The 23,185-nt window shown below is 59.3% G+C and carries 22 protein-coding genes; 10 read left to right on the top strand and 12 right to left on the bottom strand.

Features of this window, described 5'->3' with window-relative positions; translation table 11 throughout:
- Positions 1–4 precede the first annotated feature (4 nt).
- Positions 5–1,483, bottom strand: a complete 1,479-nt coding sequence (locus HDE72_RS03460) for a protein adenylyltransferase SelO (protein WP_183737341.1) — start codon at positions 1,481–1,483, stop codon at positions 5–7.
- Between the two features lie 219 nt (positions 1,484–1,702).
- On the opposite strand from HDE72_RS03460, the gene HDE72_RS03465 reads away from it, so the two are divergent.
- Complete coding sequence (locus HDE72_RS03465) at positions 1,703–3,349, top strand: 3-(methylthio)propionyl-CoA ligase (RefSeq protein ID WP_260176439.1); 1,647 nt, start codon at positions 1,703–1,705, stop codon at positions 3,347–3,349.
- 9 nt (positions 3,350–3,358) lie between these two features.
- Here the strand turns inward: HDE72_RS03465 and HDE72_RS03470 are convergent, their stop codons facing one another.
- The 4 genes from HDE72_RS03470 to HDE72_RS03485 are packed head-to-tail and all read right to left on the bottom strand — an operon-like array spanning position 3,359 to position 7,987.
- Positions 3,359–4,906 (bottom strand): chemotaxis protein CheW, encoded by a 1,548-nt coding sequence (locus HDE72_RS03470; RefSeq protein ID WP_183737342.1) that lies wholly within the window; start codon positions 4,904–4,906, stop codon positions 3,359–3,361.
- On the bottom strand, positions 4,896–5,453 hold the full coding sequence (locus tag HDE72_RS03475) for a chemotaxis protein CheD (protein WP_183737662.1): 558 nt from the start codon (positions 5,451–5,453) through the stop codon (positions 4,896–4,898). Before HDE72_RS03475 ends, HDE72_RS03470 begins: the two co-directional genes overlap by 11 nt.
- 8 nt (positions 5,454–5,461) lie before the next feature.
- Positions 5,462–6,286: a CheR family methyltransferase gene (locus tag HDE72_RS03480; protein WP_183737343.1), complete on the bottom strand. Its 825-nt coding sequence runs from the start codon at positions 6,284–6,286 to the stop codon at positions 5,462–5,464.
- A gap of 3 nt (positions 6,287–6,289) precedes the next feature.
- A complete protein-coding gene (locus HDE72_RS03485) occupies positions 6,290–7,987 on the bottom strand; it encodes a methyl-accepting chemotaxis protein (protein ID WP_183737344.1) in 1,698 nt (565 codons plus the stop codon).
- A 488-nt stretch (positions 7,988–8,475) separates the two neighbouring features.
- Between HDE72_RS03485 and HDE72_RS03490 the strand changes: the two genes are divergently transcribed.
- Positions 8,476–10,563: a 3-hydroxyacyl-CoA dehydrogenase NAD-binding domain-containing protein gene (locus tag HDE72_RS03490; protein WP_183737345.1), complete on the top strand. Its 2,088-nt coding sequence runs from the start codon at positions 8,476–8,478 to the stop codon at positions 10,561–10,563.
- 50 nt (positions 10,564–10,613) lie between these two features.
- On the opposite strand, the gene HDE72_RS03495 is transcribed toward HDE72_RS03490, so the two are convergent.
- The 3 genes from HDE72_RS03495 to HDE72_RS03505 form a co-directional block, all read right to left on the bottom strand.
- Positions 10,614–11,441 (bottom strand): alpha/beta fold hydrolase, encoded by an 828-nt coding sequence (locus HDE72_RS03495; protein WP_183737346.1) that lies wholly within the window; start codon positions 11,439–11,441, stop codon positions 10,614–10,616.
- Between the two features lie 92 nt (positions 11,442–11,533).
- Positions 11,534–11,932, bottom strand: a complete 399-nt coding sequence (locus HDE72_RS03500; RefSeq protein ID WP_183737347.1) for a VOC family protein — start codon at positions 11,930–11,932, stop codon at positions 11,534–11,536.
- Positions 11,933–11,994: 62 nt separating this feature from the next.
- Complete coding sequence (locus tag HDE72_RS03505; RefSeq protein WP_183737348.1) at positions 11,995–12,231, bottom strand: DUF2798 domain-containing protein; 237 nt, start codon at positions 12,229–12,231, stop codon at positions 11,995–11,997.
- A gap of 100 nt (positions 12,232–12,331) precedes the next feature.
- On the opposite strand from HDE72_RS03505, the gene HDE72_RS03510 reads away from it, so the two are divergent.
- Entirely contained in the window at positions 12,332–13,258 is a 927-nt protein-coding gene (locus HDE72_RS03510; RefSeq protein WP_183737349.1) for a LysR family transcriptional regulator, read from the top strand.
- Between the two features lie 127 nt (positions 13,259–13,385).
- Entirely contained in the window at positions 13,386–13,592 is a 207-nt protein-coding gene (locus HDE72_RS03515) for a hypothetical protein (RefSeq protein WP_183737350.1), read from the top strand.
- Positions 13,593–13,681: 89 nt separating this feature from the next.
- Here the strand turns inward: HDE72_RS03515 and HDE72_RS03520 are convergent, their stop codons facing one another.
- On the bottom strand, positions 13,682–15,382 hold the full coding sequence (locus tag HDE72_RS03520) for an MFS transporter (RefSeq protein ID WP_183737351.1): 1,701 nt from the start codon (positions 15,380–15,382) through the stop codon (positions 13,682–13,684).
- Positions 15,383–15,606: 224 nt separating this feature from the next.
- On the opposite strand from HDE72_RS03520, the gene HDE72_RS03525 reads away from it, so the two are divergent.
- The 3 genes from HDE72_RS03525 (at position 15,607) to HDE72_RS03535 (ending at position 18,189) form a co-directional block, all read left to right on the top strand.
- Positions 15,607–16,785: an acetyl-CoA C-acyltransferase gene (locus HDE72_RS03525; RefSeq protein WP_183737352.1), complete on the top strand. Its 1,179-nt coding sequence runs from the start codon at positions 15,607–15,609 to the stop codon at positions 16,783–16,785.
- A 90-nt stretch (positions 16,786–16,875) separates the two neighbouring features.
- Complete coding sequence (locus HDE72_RS03530; RefSeq protein WP_183737353.1) at positions 16,876–17,178, top strand: Dabb family protein; 303 nt, start codon at positions 16,876–16,878, stop codon at positions 17,176–17,178.
- Between the two features lie 15 nt (positions 17,179–17,193).
- Positions 17,194–18,189 (top strand): NADP-dependent oxidoreductase, encoded by a 996-nt coding sequence (locus HDE72_RS03535; RefSeq protein ID WP_183737354.1) that lies wholly within the window; start codon positions 17,194–17,196, stop codon positions 18,187–18,189.
- Between the two features lie 9 nt (positions 18,190–18,198).
- Here HDE72_RS03535 and HDE72_RS03540 read toward each other — a convergent pair whose 3' ends face one another.
- Positions 18,199–18,915, bottom strand: coding sequence for a hypothetical protein (locus HDE72_RS03540; RefSeq protein ID WP_183737355.1), 717 nt, complete (start codon positions 18,913–18,915; stop codon positions 18,199–18,201).
- A 441-nt stretch (positions 18,916–19,356) separates the two neighbouring features.
- On the opposite strand from HDE72_RS03540, the gene HDE72_RS03545 reads away from it, so the two are divergent.
- The 3 genes from HDE72_RS03545 to HDE72_RS03555 all read left to right on the top strand — a co-directional run bounded on the left by HDE72_RS03545 (position 19,357) and on the right by HDE72_RS03555 (position 20,537).
- Positions 19,357–19,545, top strand: coding sequence for a hypothetical protein (locus tag HDE72_RS03545; RefSeq protein WP_183737356.1), 189 nt, complete (start codon positions 19,357–19,359; stop codon positions 19,543–19,545).
- Positions 19,536–19,775: a PIN domain-containing protein gene (locus HDE72_RS03550; protein WP_183737357.1), complete on the top strand. Its 240-nt coding sequence runs from the start codon at positions 19,536–19,538 to the stop codon at positions 19,773–19,775. The genes HDE72_RS03545 and HDE72_RS03550 overlap by 10 nt, the downstream gene beginning before the upstream one ends.
- Positions 19,776–20,111: 336 nt before the next feature.
- Entirely contained in the window at positions 20,112–20,537 is a 426-nt protein-coding gene (locus tag HDE72_RS03555) for a GNAT family N-acetyltransferase (protein ID WP_183737358.1), read from the top strand.
- Positions 20,538–20,587: 50 nt separating this feature from the next.
- Here the strand turns inward: HDE72_RS03555 and HDE72_RS03560 are convergent, their stop codons facing one another.
- Together HDE72_RS03560 and HDE72_RS03565 are read right to left on the bottom strand one after the other, a co-directional pair.
- Positions 20,588–21,604 (bottom strand): ABC transporter permease subunit, encoded by a 1,017-nt coding sequence (locus tag HDE72_RS03560; RefSeq protein WP_183737359.1) that lies wholly within the window; start codon positions 21,602–21,604, stop codon positions 20,588–20,590.
- Positions 21,605–21,628: 24 nt separating this feature from the next.
- Positions 21,629–23,128 (bottom strand): sugar ABC transporter ATP-binding protein, encoded by a 1,500-nt coding sequence (locus tag HDE72_RS03565; RefSeq protein ID WP_183737360.1) that lies wholly within the window; start codon positions 23,126–23,128, stop codon positions 21,629–21,631.
- Between the last annotated feature and the right edge of the window lie 57 nt (positions 23,129–23,185).

Below are 23,185 nucleotides of genomic sequence, written 5' to 3' on the forward strand. Positions count from 1 at the left end.
TACCTCAGGATGAGCAACTAACTTCAAGATGGCTGGCCCAGTCGGGCGGCAGGGCCGCATAGTGCTGGTGTTCAGGCTGTTCGTCAAATGGCTTTTCCAGAATCGCCAATAAACGTGCTACTTCAGTGTAGTCTTGCTGCTGGGCTTTTTCGATGGCGACCTGCGCCAGATAGTTGCGCAGCACATATTTGGGATTGACCTTGTCCATCGCGGTTTTGCGCGCGGCGTCGATACTATTTTCTGCCTGCAAACGGGTCCGGTACTGCTGCGCCCAGGCATCGAATGCGGGGCGGTTGATAAACATATCGCGCAGCAGCGTATCGGCCTCGGGAGCATCTACTTGCAGATTGCCCAGGGCGCGGAAGAAGGTCGTGAAATCCACGTGATTGGCTTGCATCAGTGCAAACATGCTGTCGAACAAAGCCGTATCGTCTTCTTGCGTGGTCTGCAAACCGAGTTTGGCGTGCAGCAATTGGCTCATCTTCGCGGCAAACGCCGGTTGATAGCTGTCCAGCGCCGCCTGCGCCTGTACTACCTCGCCGATCAGCGGCAGCAGGGCCTGGCCCAGCGCATAGCAATTCCAGTGGCCCACCTGCGGCTGGTTGCCATAGGAATAGCGGCCTTGCTGGTCCGTGTGATTGCAGATGTGCTCGGCATCAAACGCTTCCATGAAGCCGAAGGGGCCGTAATCGAGCGTCAGGCCCAGGATGGACATATTGTCGGTGTTCATCACGCCGTGCATGAAACCGACGGCTTGCCAGTGGGCGATCATCTCGGCCGTGCGCACACATACTTCCGTCAGCAAGGCTTGATATGGATTTGCTGCATCGCGCAATCCGGGATAAAAACTGTCGATGACATAATCGGCCAGCACTTTCAGCTCGTCCGGCTTCTTGCGGTAAAACCAGTGTTCAAAAGAACCGAAGCGCACAAAGCTGGGCGCCATGCGCGTCACCACGGCCGCTGTTTCCACCGTTTCACGCAGGATGCCTTGCTGCGAGCCCATGATGGCCAGTGCGCGCGAGGTGGGAATGCCCAGCGCCGCCATGGCTTCCGAGCAGAGGAATTCACGGATCGACGAGCGCAGCACGGCGCGGCCGTCGCCCATGCGCGAATACGGCGTGGCGCCAGCGCCTTTCAGCTGCAATTCCATGGCGCCGTTGTGGGTGGCGATATCGCCCAGCAAAATCGCGCGGCCATCGCCCAGCTGGCCGGCCCAGTTGCCGAACTGGTGGCCTGAATACACGGCCGACAGCGGCTGCGAGCGTTCGGCCACGCTATTACCGCTCAATAATTCGACGTAATCGGCATCGGCCAGGCGCGCGCTATCGAGACCGACCAGGGCAGCAGCTTGCGCGCTGCCGGCCACGAAGTAGGGCGAGGGCAGCGGCGTAGGCATCAAGCGCGTGTAAAACGCGGGCGGCAGGGACGCGAAGTGATTGTCCAGGGGAAGGTTATGAGCGGTGATGATGATTCCATTCAAAAAGTGCACCGGCGGTCGTGCCGGCCCAGAGCAGAGATTTTACCGCACCGTATCAGTGCATGCTTTTCCTGGCGCGGAATCGACGGTTTACCTTGATTGAAAACAGCGTAAAAAACGGAATGAAAAATTCCATGTTGCGATGCAATATCGAAATGCGTTGACCGTTTACGCACGACCGTACGAAACTGCATGCAAATATACCAACCTAGAGGAGACACGATGACATTTCCACAGAGCCCAGTGATGGGCCAGATGATGCACCAGCCTTTGCTGATTTCCAGCATACTCGAGTTTGCGGCGCGTCATTATGCGGGAAGTGAAATCGTGTCGCTCCGGGTGGAGGGCGATCTGCACCGCTACACATATCACGATTGCCACCAGCGCACGCGGCGCCTGGCCAATGCCTTGCGCGGCCTGGGCGTGGAGATGGGCGACCGGGTGGCGACCCTGGCCTGGAACGGTTATCGCCACATGGAAGTGTATTACGCGGCCTCCGGTTCGGGCGCTGTGCTGCATACCATCAATCCGCGCCTGTTTCCCGATCAGATCGCCTATATCGCCAACCATGCGCAAGACCAGGTCTTGCTGTTCGACCTGACCTTCTTGCCGGTGGTGGAAAAAATCGCCGCCGATTGCACGACCGTGCGCCATTTCGTGCTGATGTGCGACCGTGACCGCATGCCGGCCAGCAGCATTCCAGACCTGCTGTGCTATGAAGACTTGATCGCCAGCCATTCGGATCAGTACGAATGGCCGCTGTTCGATGAAAACTCGGCCGCCACCCTGTGCTACACCTCGGGCACCACCGGCAACCCCAAGGGCGCCCTGTATTCGCACCGCTCGACGGTGCTGCACGCGTATGCCTCGGCCATGCCGAGCGCGCTCAATGTGCGCGCCACCGACACTGTCTTGCCGGTGGTGCCCATGTTCCACGTGAATGCCTGGGGCTTGCCGTATTCCGTGCCCCTGTCGGGCGCGCGCATGGTGTTTCCCGGCGCGGCGCTGGACGGCAAGTCGCTGTACGAGCTGTTCGAGTCGGAAGGCGTGACGTTTTCGGCTGGCGTGCCCACCGTCTGGCTGGGCCTGGTGAACCATGCCTTGCAGAATGACCTGAAGTTTTCCACCTTCCGCCGCACGGTGATCGGCGGCGCGGCGTGTCCGCCAGCCATGATGGATATTTTGATCGACAAGTTCGGCGTGGAAGTGATACACGGCTGGGGCATGACGGAAATGTCGCCGCTGGGCACCACGGGCGGCTTGCAGACCAAACACCTGGCCATGAGCAAGGAAGAGCAGCGCAAGATTTTGCACAAGCAGGGCCACGCGATCTATGGCGTGGACATGAAAATCGTTGACGATGATGGCAAGCAATTGCCGTGGGATGGCGTGGCCTATGGCCATTTGCTGGTGAAAGGGCCGTGGATCATTTCCTCGTATTTCAAGCAGGAAGGCGGCGATGTACTGCAGGATGGCTGGTTCCCCACCGGCGACGTGGCCACCATCGATGCGGATGGCTATATGCAGATTACCGACCGCAGCAAGGACGTGATCAAGTCAGGCGGCGAGTGGATAGGCACAATCGACCTGGAAAACCTGGCCATGGCCCATCCGGCCGTGCTGCAGGCCGCCTGCATCGGCCTGTTCCACCCGAAATGGGATGAGCGGCCCGTGCTGGTGGTGGTCTTGCGGCCCGGCATGAAGGTCGAGCGCGATGTCTTGCTGCAATTTTTCGAAGGCAAGATCGCCAAATGGTGGACGCCGGACGACGTGCTGTTTGTCGACGCCTTGCCCATGGGCGCCACGGGCAAGGTGCAAAAGAACAAGTTGCGCGACCAGTTCAAGGGGCATCAGTTGCCGGGCATCTAAGCCTGGCGCTCAGGCTGCCCGAGGCAAGGCCTGCGCCAGTTTCTCCAGCAAATGGTCGCAGCGGAACACGCTCAGGGTCTGCGGCTTTTCCTTGCTGCCGATGTCGATCATTTCATCCATTTCGCTGCGCAAGTCGTCGTGCGTGCCGGTGCGGATGATGTGCGGGGCGGCAAAGCGCTGGCTGTCTGAAATGGTCATGATATTGTCCACCGCATCGACCAGGAAACCATAGCGCTCATCGCCCCGTTCGATGATCAGGATCTTGGCGGCGCTCTCGTCAGCCAGCGGCGCCATCGCGTACAGCTGGCGCAGATCGATGATGCTGATCATTTGCTGGCGCAAGTTCAAGATGCCGCGCATGAAGGGCGGCATGCCGGGCGGCCTGGTGATGGCGCCGCTGAAATCGATGATTTCGCGCACCTGCTTGATTTCCACCGCGAAGCTGTTTTCTACCGTGAAAGTGATATACACCTGGCGCTGGACTTTGCGCCCGCTGGCAGCCGCCGCCGCTTCCTGGGCGGGATACAGGCGCGCGTGGCCCTGGCGCATCTCGACGATTTCCGCCTGTGACAAAATTTCGCGATGGTCGAGAAAGATGATGTCGCCCAAGCCCGGTTTCGTGATGCAGCCGGCAAACATGGCGGCGCGGGTCTTGCTCAGCAAGGGAATCGGCAGCACTTCATCGCCAAAGAAATGCACGATGCTGTCGACCGAGTCGACCAGGAAGCCCACTGTGGCGTCGTCCAGGCGCACGACGATGATGCGCTGCTCTGGTGTTGCCTGCGTCGCCGCGCCGGAGGCGTGCAGCAGGGCGCTGAAATCGACTACCGCCACCTGGCTGCCGCGAAAATGGATGCGGCCCAGGCACAGTTCGCTATTCAATACCGAGCTGTGCAGCTCTGGCACGCGGATGATTTCCTGGATGGCGCCCATTTCAAAGGCAAAGGTGGAGCCGGCCGCGTGGAAACTCACGCACTGGCGCCGCTCGCTTTGCGCATGGTAGCGGTCGTTAATGAGTTGATTGACTGCTTTGCCGGCGCCAGCCTGGCGCGCCAGCACATGGGGCACGTTTTCTATGCGTATCAAGGCTTGCGGGTCGAGCACCTGCAGCAGGCGCGCGCCGCCATCGAGCAAGATGGTGCCGGCAATCACGGCGTGCGTATCGCCGGCCGCATACTGCAGGGCGCTGCGCTGCGCGGCAGGCACGCGCAGGATTTCGCCCGTATCGGCAAACAAAATGCCGACCAGCACTTGTTGAAAATCAAGGATGGCGATCTTGTGGCTGCGCGCGGCCGGTGGGGCGTCGGCGTGAAACAGCCGGGCCAGGTTGACTACCGGAATCACGCTGCCGCGCAAGGTAAACATGCCTTCCAGATAGGCGGGCGCCAGCGGCAGGGAGGTGATTTTATCCGGGAAGTTGACCACTTCGCGGATGCAACTGGCGGGCAGGGCAAATTCATCGTCGCCCAGGAAAAACGAGCCGAACAGTTCCGTGCTGGCGTCATTGCGCGATGGTGCTTGCTGGGGCGGCGCCTCTATCTTCGCTTCAATGTCCATAAGCACTTTCCTTGCGTATGCGTACAGGTGGCGCATCGGCCGCCACTTCGGTCACGGCATAGCTGTGGTGGGCGCAATCGATCAGCAACTGGCGCCCGCGCCGGCCACCGAGGGCGCAAAAGCTCACGTGCAAGCCGCACTGTTCCAGGTATTTTTGCGCCGCTTCCACGTTTTTCTTGCCAACTTGCAAGCGGCTTTGGCTGGTGCTGGGGCCAAACATGCTGGCGCCGCCGGCCAGTATCACTTCGATGTCAGGGTAGTCGGCCACCCTCGCGCCCATCATGCGCAAGAGCGAGGGCACGGCCTGGCTCACATAGCGGGCGCCCACGCCGCGCTCGCTTGCGCTGCCACCCGCTGGAGCTTCCGGTAATAAACAATGGGCCAGGCCGCAGCAGCGGCCTTTTTTCCAGATGAAGCCGATGCCGATGCAGGAACCGAGCAGGGCTTGCAGCTGCTCTTCCTGCGTGCCCACGCTCAATTGGCCCATGGCCACCTGCTGCAAGTGTTCCTGTCGCGTCGCGCGGGTGCGGCCGCCGCTGCTCGTCATCGTCTGCATCATGCCTCAGCTGTTTTGTAGATCATGGGAAACTCAAATTGGTAGCCGGTAGCCAGGCGGGCAATCGTTTCCGATTCACCCAGGATCAGCCGGCCATCATCCTTGAGGCTATGGCGCGCCTGCCGCAACACCGTTTCCTGGTGCTCGGCATCGAAATAAATCAGCACATTGCGCAGGAACACCAGATCGAAACGTTGCGGGGGACGCAGCGGTTCGAGCAGGTTGTGCAGCGCGAAACTGACGTTCTGCTTCAATTGCTGATTGACTTGCACGCCATACGGCGAAGCGGTGAAATATTTACGCAGCAAGTCCGGGTGTGACAGACGGATGCGTTCGACCGAGCGCCCGCTGTATTGGCCCGCCTTGGCGAGACCCAGGATTTGCTGTGAAATATCGCTGGCCAGGATCTGATAGCGAAAGCTGGGTACTTGCTGCTGGAATTGCTCGCACAGCATGGCGATCGAATACAGCTCTTCGCCGCTGGCGGCCGCCGCCGACCATATTTTCAGGGTTTGCCCCGGATGGGCGCGGGTCCAGCCGGGCAGGTAGCGGTCGCGAAAATAATCCCACACCTGTGGCGTACGGAAAAACAGGGTGTCGTTGGTGGTCACCAGATCGATGAAATGCGCCACTTCATCACGGTCGCTCACCACGCGGTCCAGATAGTCCTGATAACTGTGCAGGGACAGCTCCTGCAGCCGTGGCTGCAAGCGCCGTTCCAGCAAGATGCTCTTTCTTTGCGTCATGGCAATGCCCGTATGCTCGCGCACCAGGGCGATCAAAGTCGTCAGGACTTCGGGCGTCAGGGCGGGAGCATGCGTCATGGCTTACACCACGAAGCCGGAGACAGTCTGGTTCAAGCCGCCTGCGCGCTCGTTCAGGCTATCGGTCGAGCGGGCGATGCTGTCGCAGTTGGCGGCCGATTTCTCGGTTTCCTCGGCGATGTACTGGATCGCCGTGGATACTTCGCGCGCCGTCAGCAATTGCTCGTTGGCAGCCTTGGAAATGTCGGAAATGGCCAAGGTGGTCTTGGCGACACCCGAGACGATCTTGTCGAAGGCGTCGCTGGCCTGCTTCGAAATCTCGCTGCCGGTAGAGACCCGCTTGACGGACTCGTTGATCAGCTTGGAGATTTCCTTGGTGGCTTGCGAGGAGCGTTCGGCCAGCTTGCGCACTTCGTCGGCGACCACGGAAAAGCCCAGGCCGTGTTCGCCTGCGCGGGCCGCCTCGATGGCCGCATTAAAGGCCAGCATATTGGTCTGGCTGGCAATTTCGCTGATCACCTTGACGATTTCGCCTATGTCTTCGGACGAGCGGTTGATCAGGTCCATCGCCTCGATCGACTTGGCGACGGCGCGCGCGCCCGCTTCGGCTTCCTGCTGCGTGGCCTTGGCCAGGAAATCGGCGCTGGAGGTGTTTTCTGCGATGGAATTGATGGAAAACGTCAAGCCATCAATGGAAGCATTCATTTCTTCCACGGTGGCGCCCAGTGCCTGCGTGCCCACGGCCACGCCCGTTGCCCGTTCGGCAATCGCGTGCGAGGCATCGGCAAAACCGTTGGCGGCGGCTACCACGGTGCCGATCACGCCGCGCAGGTCGACAATCATCTTGCCTATGCCGCCAGCCAATAAATCGATAGGTTCATCACCCTCGGGCGTGATATTGCAGGTCAGGTCGCCTTGCGCGGCGCGTGCCACCGAGGCCAGCAGCGCATCGACCTTGCGGCTGTCATTGGCGGCGCGCGTCTTGATGCTGTTTTCCAGATTGACCTGGTCGGTGATGTCGATGGCGAACTTGACTACTTTATACGGCTTGCCATTGAGGTCGAGGATGGGATTGTAGGTTGCTTGTATCCACACCACCTTGCCGTGATTGCCGATGCGTTTGTAACGGCCGCTATCGAATTCGCCACGCGCCAGTTTTTGCCAGAACTTCTTGTAATCGGGGCTGTTGGCAAATTCCGTGTCGCAAAACATGCGGTGATGTTCGCCCTTGATTTCATCGAGTTCATAACCCATCACGGCCAGGAAGTTCGGGTTGGCGTCCAGCACCACGCCGTGCGTGTCGAATTCAATCACGGCCTGCGCCTTGCCGATGGCGCTGACCTTGCCTTCATATTCCGCATTGCGGCGCTTGCTGGCCGTGATGTCGGTGGCGAACTTGATGACTTTATATGGTTTGCCGTCGGCGTCGAACACGGGATTATAAGAAGCATTGATCCAGACTTCGTGGCCATCCCTGGCGCGGCGCTTGTAATCGCCCTGGTCGAATTCGCCGCGTCCCAGCCTGGCCCAGAATTCGCGGTATTCTGGCGTTTGCGCGTAGTCGGGGTCGCAAAAGATGGCGTGATGCTTGCCCTGTACCTCGGCCAGGCTATAGCCCAGCACTTTCAGGAAATTGTCGTTGGCATGCAGGATGGTGCCGTCGAGTTCGAACTCGATCACCGCCTGGACTCTGTTGAGCGCCGTATTGATTGCTTGTAGGTCCAGATCCTGGGAGTGACTGACATGGCTTGCAGCGTCCATAATATTTCCTTCAATGGGGTCGAGGAATAAGTAACGATGTATGCTGGTACTGCTGATTCGTTACAAATGGAGAGAATGTTATTGTGTCAACACGCAACTCCGTGATAATTGGTGAGAATATCTGATCGCTAATCGGCAGGATTTATTTTTCTATGGATTGCCTTATGGTAAACCAATTGCAGAGTATTGATTTGAATCAATATTTTTTATTATTCCCCAGCGTTTACTGAAAAACAAGGGGAACACATAAATAATGTTTTACGCGTGGTTTTCTTCGCATTTCCCGGTAAATGAAAGTGTTTTTAGCCCGATGCAAGCTTGCCATTGATATTAATATTTTATTATTTTCAAGGGTATGTGTTTGATAGCTTCTGCTGGCTGGACGGGCCTGGCCAGCCTGCATTTTGGGCGGATAGAATAATACGGCCGTACTTTTTACGGTATAGTAAAGCTTCATACTCATGCACCCATATAACAAGGAAGAGACAATGACCGCCGAATACCAAGTTCATGGCTCCGTAGCCGTCATCACGCTGAGCAACCCACCTGTTAACGGGCTGGGCCTGGCGACCCGCACGGCGGCCGTCGCGGGCATACGCCAGGCGCTGGGCGATGAGGCCGTCAAAGCCATCGTCATCACGGGCGCCGGCAAAGCCTTTTCGGGCGGCGCCGACATCAAGGAATTCAATTCGCCGAAAGCCCTGACCGAACCGACCTTGCATACCCTGATCAATGTGGTGGAAAGTGCGACCAAGCCGGTGGTGGCGGCCATTCACAGCGTCTGCATGGGCGGCGGCCTGGAGCTGGCGCTGGGCTGCAATTACCGCGTGGCCTCGCCGGGTGCGCAAATGGCGTTGCCGGAAGTCAAACTGGGCATCTTGCCGGGCGCGGGCGGCACGCAGCGCCTGCCTAGAGTGCTGGGCCTGGAAGTGGCGCTCAATATGATTGTTTCCGGTACGCCCGTGTTATCCGAAAAGCTGGCCGGCACGGCCCTGTTCGATGAAGTCACCGCGCCGGGTGTGGACTTGCTGACGGCCGCCGTGGCTTTCGCCACCAAAGTGGCCGAGCTGCGTCCGCTGCCGAAAGTGCGCGAGCGCAAGGTGGATTACCCGAATCATGAAGCGTTCCTGCAATTTTCACGCAATACCGTGCAAGCCATGTCCGGCCCATTCCCTGCGCCATTGAAATGCGTGGAAGCGGTGGCGGCCGCCGTGACCATGAAATTCGATGAGGGCTTGAAATTCGAGCGCGAACTGTTCATGCAACTGGTGCAGTCGCCCGAGTCGAAAGCCTTGCGCCACGCCTTCTTTGCCGAACGCGTGGCCAGCAAGGTGCCGGACGTGCCAGCCGACACGCCCGTGCGCATCATCGCCACAGCGGCCATCGTGGGCGCGGGCACCATGGGCGGCGGCATCGCCATGAATTTCGCCAACGCGGGCATACCCGTGACCTTGCTGGAAACGAAGCAGGAAGCGCTGGACAAGGGCCTGGCCACCATCCGCAAGAATTACGAAAACACCGTCAAGAAGGGCAAGCTGACGCAAGAGAAGGCTGAGCAGCGCATCGCCTTGGTCAGCGGCACCTTGGCCTACGAAGCGATTGCACAGGCCGACATCGTGATCGAAGCCGTGTTTGAAGAGCTGGGCGTGAAAGAAGCCGTCTTCAGGAAACTCGATGATGTCATGAAGCCGGGCGCCATTTTGGCCTCGAACACCTCGACCCTGGACCTGGACAAGATCGCCAGCTTTACCAAACGCCCGCAAGACGTGATCGGCACACATTTCTTCAGCCCGGCGAACGTCATGAAACTGCTGGAAATCGTCCGTGGCGAGGCCACCGGCAAGGATGTGCTGGCCACCGCGCTGGCGTTATCGAAGAAATTGAAAAAGACCGGCGTGGTCTCGGGTGTCTGCGATGGCTTCATCGGCAACCGCATGATCGAGCAATACAGCCGCCAGGCCGGCTTCCTGCTGGAAGAAGGTTGCTTGCCGGAACAAGTCGACAAGGCGGCCGAGAAATTCGGCTTTGCCATGGGCCCGTTCCGCATGGGCGACCTGGCCGGCAACGATATCGGCTGGGCCATCCGCAAGCGCCGCTACGTGGAAAAACCGGACGTCACCTATTCGAAGACGGCCGACCTGCTGTGCGAACTGGGGCGTTATGGCCAGAAGACGGGCGTCGGCTGGTATGACTACAAGGCGGGCGACCGCAAGGCGTATCCGTCCGAACAGGTAGACGCCATGATCATCCAGCATTCGGACGACATCGGTTTGGCGCGGCGCAAGATCAGCGACCAGGAAATCGTCGAACGCCTGGTGTATGCGCTGGTCAATGAAGGCGCGCGCATCCTGGAAGAGGGCATCGCCCTGCGCGCTTCGGATATCGATATGGTGTACCTGACCGGTTACGGCTTCCCCCTGTTCCGTGGCGGCCCGATGTTCTACGCCGATACGGTGGGCTTGCCGAATGTGTTAGAGAGCATCGCCGGCTACGCGCGCGGCCGCCACGGCGAAGCCTGGACCCCGGCGCCCTTGCTGGTGAAGCTGGCGGGCGAGGGCAAGGGTTTTAACGGCTGAACGGCTGGCTAAAAACGACAAGGGCAGAATCATCTGCCCTTTTTTTACTGCTACTTCTGCTTCAACACCGTCTTGATCGCCTCATTGACGATCACCGGATTGTCTTTCTGGATGGTCGCACCGGCGCCCGTGACGCGCTCGACCCTGGGTGCGCCGGACAGGCGCAGCCAGTCATTCTCTTGTGCATGCACCATGGTTTCGTAGGAACCCATTTCATCAATGCTGAACTTGCCGCGCACCAGCAGCATGGCCGGCGTGCGCGGTGGCGTGCGCAGGTCGATGCGTTCCAGGCACTGGGTCTGGGCATCGAATTCGGCCGTTTCCGTGGCATTGAACATCACCGTGCGCATGGTTTTCATGGCCATGGCCGAGGCGGGCGCATCGTTTTGCATGCGGCGCCAATGGTCGGGATGGGTAGGGTCGAGCAAGACCAGGCCGGCTACCTCCTGCGGATAGAGTTTTGCATACACATACTGGTACAAGCCGCCCAGAGAATTGCCGACCAGCACATACGGCGGCTTTAGCCCCAGCTTTGCCAGCAACTGGTGCTGCTGCTCGGCCACCGTGCATGGGTCGCGCGGCGCGGCCGTTTTCGGGCTGGCGCCATAACCGGGCCGGTCATAGGCCAGCACCGTGTAGTGCTTGGCCGCGTCGGGCAACACGCCCGCCCACACATCCTTGCCATCGCCCAGGCCCGACTGGAATACCACGGTTGGTTTGCCATGTCCCGCCAGGGTATAGGCGATGGTCGCATCGGGCAGGGTGGCGCTGGCCGTCGCATCGAGCTTGGCGCCAGACGAGGCGCAGGCAGACAGCAAGAGGCTCAGGGAACTGAGCAGGATGGCCTGCGCGGGGCGCGCTGCGATCAAAGACGGCATGGATTTCCTTTAAGGTTCATGAATGCGTGCCAGCCATTATAGGCAAATCGTGCCCATGTGGAAACGCCGAACAGAGGGGAAATTGCTTTGTTTTAGTCTTTATCGGGCTGGTGGCATACGGCTTCGATGCGGTTACCGTCAGGATCGTAGAGAAAAGCCGCGTAATAGCTGGCGTGGTAATGGCGCAAACCCGGTGCGCCCAGGTCGATGCCGCCATTGGCAACGCCCGCATGCCAGAAGGCGTCGACGGCCGCGCGCGTGGGGGCCTTGAAGCAGGTGTGGCGGCGCGGCGCGTCGTCGGGCGTCGGCCCCAGGCGCACGGAAAAATAGCTGCGTTCGGGGTGGTCGGCATCGCTGCGCTCGCCGTAGCCTATCCATGCTTCGCTGTGTTCGCTGCCCACCTTGACCACGCCCAGCGCAGCAAAGATGGCGTCATAAAAACGTTCGGAGCGCACCAGGTCGCTGACGGTGAGGGAAACGTGGTCTAGCATGGGCAGTTTTCATGGTAAAAGAGAAAGCCTAGCATAGCCTAACCTGGCAGGTCACCGCCGCCTTATTTATCGATCAGCTTGCCGATCAGTTTGCGGCTCAGTCCTTGCACCGTGGGTGCGCACAGGATGACGACCGTGAAGGCCACCGGCCAGGCAGCCAGGAAGGCGTGGCGCCAGCGCAGCATGAAGTCGGGATGCAGGCCGATATTGAGCCAGGTCACCCAGGCGCTCATCAGCAGGCTCATCACGAATGACATCAGCAGGGAAAATACTAGGCGCAGGCGCATGGCGTCGGACATGGTTGTTCTTTCTTGTTGAGTTGAGAAGACTGCAGCGTAAAGACTTGCGATAATCTATGCTAGAGTCAAATTTTTAATTTCAAATTCCAGGAATGAAATCATGCTCGACGATCTCGCCCTGTTCGTGACCATCGTGGAGGCCGGCAGCCTGAACGCGGCGGCCTTAAAAGAGAACTTGCCGCCGGCCACCGTCACGCGGCGATTGCAAAAGCTGGAAAGCCAGCTGGGCTACCGCTTGCTGAACCGCAGCGCGCGCCGCTTGCAGCCGACGGCGGAAGGCTGGCAATACTATGAACAATGCCGGCCCTTGGTGCATGCCCTGCGCCAGGCCACGCAGCAGCTTGACGCCAGCCTGTCGGCTGTCTCGGGCAGCATCCGCGTGCTGGCGCCGGTCGACTTCGCCAGCGGCTTGCTGACACCGGCCTGGGTCAGCTTCATGCACAAGTATCCCGACATCCAGCTGGAACTGGACGTGTCGAACCGGCTGCAGGACCTGGTGGTCAGTGGCGCCGACATGGCCGTCCGCGTGGGTACGCTCGACGATTCCTCGCTGATGCAGCGCCGCCTGGGCAGCGCCTCGCTGGTGATGGTGGCCGCGCCGTCCTATCTGGCGCGCACCGGCGTGCCGCACAACTTGCTTGACCTGGAGCGCCATGAGCTGATCGTGGCCGAGCCTTTACGCAGCTGGCGCTTGCGGCGCCCTGGCGATGGCGCCGAAATGGTGCTGCAGCCGCAGGCGCGGCTGCGCGTCAATGAAATGCGCCTGGCTGTCGACATGGCCGAGGCGGGCATAGGCATCTTGCTGTGTCCGCTGCTGCAATGCCGCAACGCAGTGGCCGACGGCGCCCTGGTGCGCGTGCTGCCCGACTGGATGCCGCTGCCGCGCCATGTCTACGCCGTCTGGCCCCAACGGCGTTATCTGCCGGCAAGGGTGCGGGTGTTGCTGGAACATCTGGCGGCATTTGCGGCCGAGAATCCCTTGCTGCGCGATGAGGACCTGGCCTCGCGTTCACAGCAGCCTTTCTAGTAAGTAATGATCTCAGGCTTGTCGGGAACCGCAAGATCGCGTTAAGATTGAGTCGCCGCTTTATCAAGCTGGCAAGTTGATAGCTTTTGCCATGCCGTTTTGTTCACAACCCGCTATGAGAGATGCAATGAAATATCTGATCTTAAGCTGTCTGTTAGCCACCACCGGCTGCGAAGTGTTGTATGACGCGAATCGGGACAAGATCGGTGACTATTGCAATAGTCTCAATAACTTTGATGACCGCAACGCTTGCCGCAAGCGCAACCAGACCAGTTACCAGGAATATGTGCAGCAGCGTGGCCAGCAACAGAAAACAGCTGCGGCTGACAAGTAACTCGCCCTTGAATAAAAAAACGCCGCTGAGCATATCAGCGGCGTTTTGCTTTACAACTCCAGCCTTGCGGCCGGAGCATCTGCATGCGCTTAATCGTCGGCGTAGATATTGTTATCCTTGGTTTCGCTGACAAACAGGGTGCCGATCACCACCGTTGCCAGGGCCACGATGATCGGATACCACAAGCCATAATAAATATCGCCCTTGAAGGCCACCAGCGCGAAGGCCGTGGTGGGCAGCAAGCCGCCGAACCAGCCGTTGCCGATATGGTAGGGCAGGGACATCGAGGTGTAGCGTATGCGGGTAGGGAACATTTCCACCAGCATGGCGGCGATCGGACCGTAGACCATGGTCACGTACAGCACCAGTATGAACAGCAGCAAGACCACCATCGGCTTGTTGATCTGTTCAGGGTCAGCCTTGGCAGGATAGCCCGCTTCCTTGATGGCGGCGCCGATCTCTTTCTTGAGCGCTGCTTCGTGGGCCTTGCTGTCGGCGTCGAAGTTCAGGCCGTCGGCTGTCATGACGGCGTTGAACGAGGTGATTTCCCTGGTGCCGATGCGTACCTTGGCGATGCTACCGGCCGGTGCATCTTCCTTGGTGTAGTTCACCGAGCTGTTCGTCAGGAAACCGGCGGCGATGTCGCATGACGAAGGGAACTTGGTGGTACCCGTCATATTGAACTGGAAGTGACAGGACGCAGGGTCCGCCACCACCACTACAGGCGAGTTCTTCAGCGCCGCTTCCAGCTGCGGGTTGGCAAAGTGTGTCAAGCCATTGAAGATGGGGAAGTACGTCGCCGCGGCAATCAGGCAGCCGCCCAGGATGATGTATTTGCGGCCGATGCGGTCCGACAGGCTGCCGAAGAACAGGAAGAATGGGGTCGCCAGCAACAGGGCGATGGCGACCAGAATGGTGGCCGTGGCCAGGTCCACTTTCAGGGTCTGCGTCATGAAGAACAGGGCATAGAACTGGCCTGTGTACCAGACCACGGCCTGGCCGGCGGTCAGGCCGATCAGGGCCAGGATGACGATCTTCAGGTTCTTCCAGCGGCCGAAGGCTTCCGTCAGCGGCGCTTTCGAGGTCTTGCCTTCGGCTTTCATCTTGGCAAACGCCGGCGATTCATTCATGGCCAGGCGGATCCAGACGGAAATACCCAGCAGCACGATGGACACCAGGAAAGGTATGCGCCAGCCCCAGGCTTCAAACGCCGCCTCGCCAGTGGCCAGGCGGGTGCCCAGGATGACGAGCAGCGACAGGAAGAAGCCCAGGGTGGCCGTGGTTTGTATCCAGGCCGTAAAGGCGCCGCGCTTGCCTTCCGGCGCATGTTCGGCCACATAGGTTGCCGCACCGCCATACTCACCACCCAGCGCCAGGCCTTGCAAGATGCGCAGGAAAACCAGGATGATGGGCGCCGCGATACCGATCGAGGCGTGGCCCGGCAGCAGGCCGACGATGAAGGTGGAACCGCCCATGATCAAAATGGTGATCAAAAAGGTGTATTTACGGCCTATCATGTCGCCCAGGCGGCCGAACACCAGCGCGCCGAAGGGGCGCACGATGAAGCCGGCGGCAAAGGCCAGCAGCGCGAAAATAAAGGTGGTGGTGGGGTCGCCGATAAAGAATTGCTTGGCGATGATGGAAGCGAGCGAACCGTACAGATAAAAATCGTACCATTCGAAAACAGTACCGAGCGAAGATGCAAAGATGACCTTGCGTTCCTCTGGCGTGATCGGTGTTCCCTTGGTGGAAACTTTCCGCACGTCGGCCGAGCCGGGTGATGATGCCATGATGTGTCTCCCTATCTATCATTATAGTGAACCGTTGCCGAGGTCTTCTGACCATTCTTGCAACAGCTGCAAGGAAGTGTGTTCCCCGAACCTTACGTCAGGCTTGCTTGAAACTTACGCCAAACTTACAAAATCGGGCCTGACATTTTTACGAACGACCGTACTTAAGCATGCTATTCTTCTCGCTGACAGACCACTAAAATAATCCCCAAAGGAGACATGCAATGAATGACGCCGTTATCGTATCGACTGCCCGCACGGGCCTGGCCAAATCCTGGAAGGGCGCGTTCAACATGACGCATGGCGCCACTCTGGGCGGCCACGTGCTGGCGGCCGCCATCACGCGTGCGCAGATCGAGGCGGGCGAAGTGGAAGACGTGATCGCCGGCTGCGCTTTCCCTGAAGGCGCGACGGGCGGCAATATTGCACGCCAGATCGCGCTGCGCGGTGGCTGCCCCGTGAGCACGGCCGGCATGACTGTCAACCGTTTCTGTTCCTCGGGCTTGCAGGCGATTGCCCTGGCGGCACAGCGCATCATTGCCGGCGAAGGCGATATCTATGCGGCGGGCGGCGTGGAATCGATTTCCTGCGTGCAAAATGAAATGAACAAGCATATGGTCCGCGAAACCTGGTTGCAGCAGCACAAGCCGGAAGTGTATAGTCCCATGCTGCAAACGGCGGAAACCGTCGCCAAACGCTATCACATCAGCCGCGAACGCCAGGACCAATACGGCGCGCAAAGCCAGCAGCGCGCCGCCAGCGCGCAGGCAGCCGGCCTGTTCAACGCCGAAATCGTGCCGATGACCACCATCATGGGCGTGGCCGACAAGGCCAGCGGCATGCTGCTGTCGCGCGAAGTGACGATTGCCGCCGATGAAGGCATCCGCGCGGACACGACCTACGAAGGCGTGTCGAAAATCCGCCCGGCCATCGAAGGCGGCGTGATCAGCGCCGGCAACGCCAGCCAGTTTTCCGATGGCGCGTCGATGGCCATCGTGATGAATGCAAAAGTGGCCGAAGCGAAAGGCTTGCAGCCGCTGGGCATCTTCCGCGGTTTTGCCGTGGCCGGCTGCGAACCCGATGAAATGGGTGTCGGTCCCGTCTACGCGATCCCGAAACTGCTGAAAAAAGCAGGCCTGACGGTGGCCGACATCGGCCTGTGGGAATTGAATGAAGCGTTCGCCGTGCAGGTATTGTATTGCGCCGACACCCTGGGCATCCCGATGGACCGCCTGAACGTGAACGGCGGCGCAATTGCGGTCGGCCACCCGTATGGCGTCTCGGGCGCGCGCCTGACGGGCCACGCCTTGATCGAAGGCAAGCGCCGCGGCGTGAAATACGTGGTCGTCACCATGTGCATAGGCGGCGGGCAAGGTGCGGCGGGACTGTTCGAAGTCGTCTGATTTTTAGATAAACCCATTCTGGAGGTGGCCTGCAAGGCAGGGCGATAACGGTTACAGTAATGCTTCATTTCTCACCGCCAGCAGGCCACCATGATCAAGCACATCGTTTTCTGGAAACTCAAAGACTACGCCGAAGGCGCCGACCGCGCTGCCAACGCATTGAAACTCAAGGCTTTACTGGACGGCTGTTCCAACGTCGTACCCGGCATATTGAAATTTGAAGCCATCGTGGCCCAGCCCGGCCTGGAAGCCACCTACGACATCGTGCTCTACAGCGAATTTGCCAGCCGCGAAGCGCTCGACGCTTATCAAAACCATCCCGAACACGTGAAGATCAAACCATTCTTTGGTGCGTTGCGTGAAGCCCGCCAATGCATGGACTATGAAATCTAATTGACAGGAGCCCGCATGCCCACCTTCCAACGTATCGTCCTCGCTTCCCGCCCCAGCGGCGAAGTACTCCCCGAACATTTTCGGCTTGAAACACTGGACATCCCGGCTATCGCCGACGGCCAGCTGCTGATCCGCAATCATTATCTGTCGCTCGATCCGTATATGCGCGGGCGCATGAATGAGGGCAAGAGTTATGCGGCGGCGCAAGCTCTGGATGACACCATGGTCGGCGGCACCGTGGGCGAGGTGATCGCTTCCAAGAATTCCAGGTTTGCCGTGGGCGACATGGTCGAGGGCCGCCTGGGCTGGACGGAAATCGCCGTGTCGGACGGCAGCATCTTGCGCAAGGTCGACACCACGCGCATTCCCGCCTCGGCCTACCTGGGCGCGGTGGGCATGCCGGGCATGACGGCCTGGTATGGCTTGAACCAGATCATGGCCCCCAAGGCTGGCGAAACGGTAGTCGTCTCGGCTGCCAGCGGGGCAGTCGGCAGCGTGGTGGGCCAACTGGCGAAACTGAAGGGTTGCAGGGTGGTCGGCATTGCCGGCGGCGCCGAGAAATGCGCGTATGTGGTCGACACGCTGGGGTTTGACGCCTGCATCGATTACAAGGCTGGCAATCTTGAAGCCGACCTGGCGGCAGCCACGCCCGACGGTATCGACGCCGTCTTTGAAAACGTGGGCGGCGCCATCTTCGACGCCGTGCTGGCCCGCAGCAACGCCTTCGGCCGCATCGCCATCTGCGGCTGGATCGCCGGCTATAACGGCGAAGCAACACCGATCAACAACTTCCGTTTGATCCTCACCAACCGCCTCACCGTGCGCGGCTTTATCGTCTCAGAACATATGGAATGGTGGCCGCAAGGGCTGGCAGAACTGGCAGATCTGGTCGCGGCAGGCAAGCTGATCTTCCGTGAATCCGTGGCGGAAGGCCTGGCCAGTGCACCGCAAGCGTTTATCGGGCTGTTGAAGGGGCAGAACTTTGGCAAGCAGGTGGTCAAGCTGGGGTGATATGCCGTGTCAATTCGCTGTCGATTCAGCAGTCATGGCTTTTGAAAGGGCGGAGTGATCCCAATCAAGGCTAAGCAGCGCGATGCCGGTTTCCGTACTGACCACCAGTCCCAAGCCGCCCGTATTGGTGTCGGGAGACGGGAAAAAGGTCACGCTTTTGATCTGCTGCGCGGATCGCAGAAGTTCAATCGGCGCACCAAAGCCACTTTCTCGCCGCATAAACGCGGCAAGCAGATAACCCTCGCTTGTTTTCCAAAGGCCAAGGTTTAGTGAGGGCTGTGCGCCAGTACCGTCGATCTTGCTGCCCGTGATGAATTCGGCGTCCTTTATGACTGGATGGCCGCCAGTCATCGGGCTGCCCCAGAAATTCATCAGTCCCGTGGCCTTGGGTATAGCGGGAAATTGGCCCTTGGCATTGGCAGCAAAGACGGCGCCGTCGTTGAAGGCGATCATGTTCATCAGAAAGGCGTGGACCTCATCTGCGCAAGGGCCTTGCAATAATTTGGCGCCGGTAAAAACCAGATTCTTTTCCTGGCCTTTAGCGATGCTGATCGACAGATCCGCAAGGGATTGCTGCAGCGGCACATATTTCAAGCCGCTTGCCCGGTCTAGCGTGGCGGTGCAATTGGCTGGCGTTTGTGCGTTCGCGGAGCTACAGGCAGGAGATAAAAGAAGGGCTGCCGTGATGGTTGCCACCTTCAACGCCGTTGGGGAAATAATAGCCATGTAAGCATCCCTGAATAAAGGTTAGTTAATCTTTATGCTGAAGTGTGTTTGAATCCTAGAGCTAGTCGTGGCACGGGACCGAATGCGACCGAAGAGGGATTTAGTCAGTCTTATAGGTGACTGGCATTTTTTCCCTGTGCTGACTTCAATGTATTTTGGCCAAGCCGCACTAAACCCACAGGCATCAAGGGAAGTATTTTCGAGATGTAGCCGATAAGCTGTTGAGCTGGGTTTAATTTCGATGTCTTCCGCCGGAGTGCTGGGACATCGTTACAGTTCAGTAAGTGTGCGCACTGTTTTCAAGCTGTCAATATTTTACAGTAATGCAATATGGAGTCCAAGATAAGGAAAGAAATTGGATGCATAAAGAGCATACGGAGTACAGCGCAAAGAAATTGCGCTACACTGCTTATCTAAAGACATAGACACAAGGGAGGCCATATGAGCGCCAAACCAAATGTTCAAGAATCCTTGATCGTGCCTGTCATGCAACCATCGGGTACGCTGGAAGAACAGCGTCGCCGGCGCGCAGAGGCGCTGCGGGCGGCCACCGGTATGTGGAAGAGTCGCACCGACATTCCGAATCATGGTGTGGAATACCAGGAAGAGATCAGGAACGAATGGCGCTGATCCTTTTCGATACCAACATTTTCATCGACATGCTTGTGGGCTGTCATCAAGCAGCTGTCGAACTGGCGGCCTACGATGAACCCGCCATCAGCATGATCACTTATATGGAGCTTCGTTCGGGAGAGTTTACGCCCCCAGGACAAAGTAAAACTCGATGGGGTACTCAGCACTTTCACGGTGTACCCGATAGACTGGGAAATCACGGAACTGGCAATCGGCATCAGGGGTAACAGTCTGTTGAAACCACCCAAGATCAAATTGCCCGACGCCATCATTGGTGCCACTGCAGTTCGCTGGAGTATTCCGCTCGTTACCCGCAATCCGAAGGATTTCAGCTCCCTCACGGTTCCCGTTCATCTGCCATATGACTATGACTCTGCTACGGGTGTTGTTTCGAATGTACGCAAGCCATTTGGCAGCCCATCCGGTCCACAGTTCAAGATTCTCACGTAGCTCACGGCATTGGCAGTATCAGCCAGCGCGCAGGCAGCATCTAAATGCTGGCCACTCCCTGTCCCCAGCCCAGCCATGCGACAATACCCGCCTGTCTTTTACCTCTCATGATCATGACCACTATTACCATCCGCCTCGGCGACTGGGCCACTTTGGGCCAGGACGCGTCCGCCATCCGTTTTGAAGTCTTTGTCGATGAACAGAAAGTGCCGGCCGAAATCGAGCTCGACGCCATGGATGCCGTTTGCCTGCATGCCGTTGCTTATGATGACCAGGGCCGTGCCATCGGTACGGGCCGCTTACTGCCCGATGGCCATATTGGCCGCATGGCGGTGCGCAAGGTGGGGCGCGGTACGGGTGTGGGTGGCCAGATATTGCAGTTACTGATGAGCAAGGCGCAGGAGCGGGGCGATGCTTTTGTGGTGCTGAACGCCCAGGCTGCTGCCGCGCCATTCTATGCGCGTCATGGTTTTGTGCAGCAGGGGGAGCAGTTTGAAGAGGCGGGGATTGCGCATGTGGAGATGCGCCTGCAGTTTTAAACGTAGGTCGGGTTAGCGCATGGCGCGTAACCCGACAAACCAGCTGTTGATCAGTTCTGCGCGTGCGACTGGCGCCATTTATCGAGTATCACCGCCAGCACGATGACCACGCCCTTGGCCACATATTGCCAGAACGATGACAGTCCCAGGATCGTCAGGCCGTTGTTCATCACGCCGATGATCAGGGCGCCGATGACGGTGCCCCAGACGGAACCGACGCCGCCCATCAGGCTGGTGCCACCCAGCACCACTGCAGCAATGGCGTCCAGTTCATAACCTGAGCCCCAGTTGCCGTTGGCGGCGTACAGGCGGCTGGCCGACATGGCGCCGCCCAGGCCGGCGAACAGGCCGCTGATGGTGTAGACAAACATCAATACCAGGCCGACCTTGATGCCGGTCAGGCGTGCCGCTTGCACGTTGCCGCCGACCGCATAGATATGCAGGCCCAGGGTGGTTTTGCGCAAGATGAACCAGGTGATGATGACGACCAGCGCGGCCAGCCAGATCAGCCAGGGTATGGCCAGGAAGCTGCCGTTACCCATCCATTCGAAGCTGGGGATTTCCGTGTTCAGCACGCTGGTGCCATCGGCCAGCAAATAGGCTGCGCCGCGCAGGGCGGTCATGGTGCCCAGGGTGACGACGAAGGGGTTCAAGCCTACCAGCGCCACCAGCGCACCGTTCAAGGCGCCCAGCAGCAGGCCGACCACCAGGAACATGGGAATCGAGAAGCCGGCGAACTGGGCCGACAGCGACATCAGCATGCCTGCCACGGCCGAGACAGCCAGCACGGAGCCGACCGACAAATCGATGCCGCTGGTCAAAATAACGAAGGTCATGCCCGATGCCAGTACGATGTTGATCGATACCTGGCGGAAAATGTTCATGGTGTTATTGCTGCTCATGAAGGTCGACTGGCCATCGCCCGAAAAATACACGGTCAAGCCATACATGGCCAGGTAAAGCACGATCAGCACGGGCAGCATGCCCAGGCGGCGCATCAGGCCAGATGCGCTGAACGGTTCGCGGGCGCGCGCGGCGGCGCCGCGGGTGGTAGTAGGGGTAGTCATGATGAATCTCCTTATTGATTTTCTTTAAGCTGCTTCTACCAGGGTGGCGTAGGCGAGGATCTTTTCCTGCGTGATATCGTCGCCCGTGACTTCACCGGTCAAGCGGCCTTCGCACATCACCATCACCCGGTCGCAGATGCCGACCAGCTCGGCCAGTTCACTGGAAATGCATAGCACGGCCGTGCCCGCATCAGCCAGCTGGTGGATGATTTTGTAGATTTCGCTTTTCGCGCCCACGTCCACGCCGCGCGTGGGTTCGTCGAGTATCAGCACCTTGGGCTTGATGGCCAGCCAGCGCGCCAGCAAGACTTTTTGCTGGTTACCGCCCGACAAGCCGCCCACGATGCCTTCCGGTCCCGACACTTTCACGTTCAGGCTGGCGATCGATTCGCGCGCCAGCTCCGTCAATGCGCCATGGTTGACCACGCCAGCCGTGGCGTGCTGCGACAAAATGTTCATCGACATGTTTTCCATCGCCGACAATTGCATGAACAAGCCCAGGCTCTTGCGGTCTTCCGGCAGGTAGCCGATGCCGTGGCGTATCGCCACCAGCGGTTGCGTAATCTGCACTCGCTCGCCGTCGAGCCAGACCTGGCCCGTTTGTTTCTTGTCGGCGCCAAAGATCAACCGCGCCAATTCTGTGCGGCCCGCGCCCACCAGGCCTGCCAGACCGGCCACTTCGCCCGCGTGCAGGCTCAAGGAGGCAGGCTTGACCTTGCCGCCGCTCATGTTTTCCACGCGCAAACGCTCGGCGCCCCGCGTGCTGCGGCGCTGGTGCTGGTAAAAATCGTCGGCCGAACGGCCCACCATCATTTGCACGACTTTCTTTTGATCCAGCTCATCCTTGCCCAGTTCGCCTACATAAGCGCCGTCGCGCAGCACCGTGATGCGGCGCGCCAGGCGTTCGACTTCGGCCATGCGGTGGCTGATGTACAGCACAGCCAGGCCCTTGTCGCGCTGGGCTTCGATGATGCGGAACAATTGTTCCGTCTCGCGGTCGGACAGGGCGGCCGTCGGTTCATCCATGATCAGGATGCGGCTCTTGTGCACCAGCGCGCGGGCGATTTCCACTTGCTGCTGTTCGGCAATGGAGAGGCTGCTGACCATGCTGTCGGCATGGAAGCGTGAACCGAGGTCGGCCAGGATGGCGTTGGTGCGCTCGCGCATCTCGGCTGCATTGACGGTCCAGAAGCGGCCTTGCGGCTCGCTGCCCATGAACACGTTTTGCGCCACCGTCATGTTCTTGGCGACGCTCAGTTCCTGGTAAATCAGGTTGATGCCCAGCGCGCGTGCTTCGCCCGGGCTGCGTATCTTGATGGCTTTGCCATCGAGCAGGATTTCGCCTGCATCCGGCGTGTAGACGCCAGACAGGATTTTCATCAGGGTGCTCTTGCCGGCGCCGTTTTCGCCCATCACGGCATGGATTTCGCCGCTGCGCACCACCAGGTGCACGCCGCGCAGCGCGCGCGTGGCACCGAAGCGCTTCTCGATGCCGCGCATTTCAAAAATAATATCGTCGCTCATGACGTGTCCTCGCTGTTGAAACTGGGATTGGCCACCGTCATGGCGACGCTGGCGAAT

Source organism: Janthinobacterium saanense (genome assembly GCF_014200675.1).
Classification (GTDB): Bacteria; Pseudomonadota; Gammaproteobacteria; order Burkholderiales; family Burkholderiaceae_D; genus Janthinobacterium.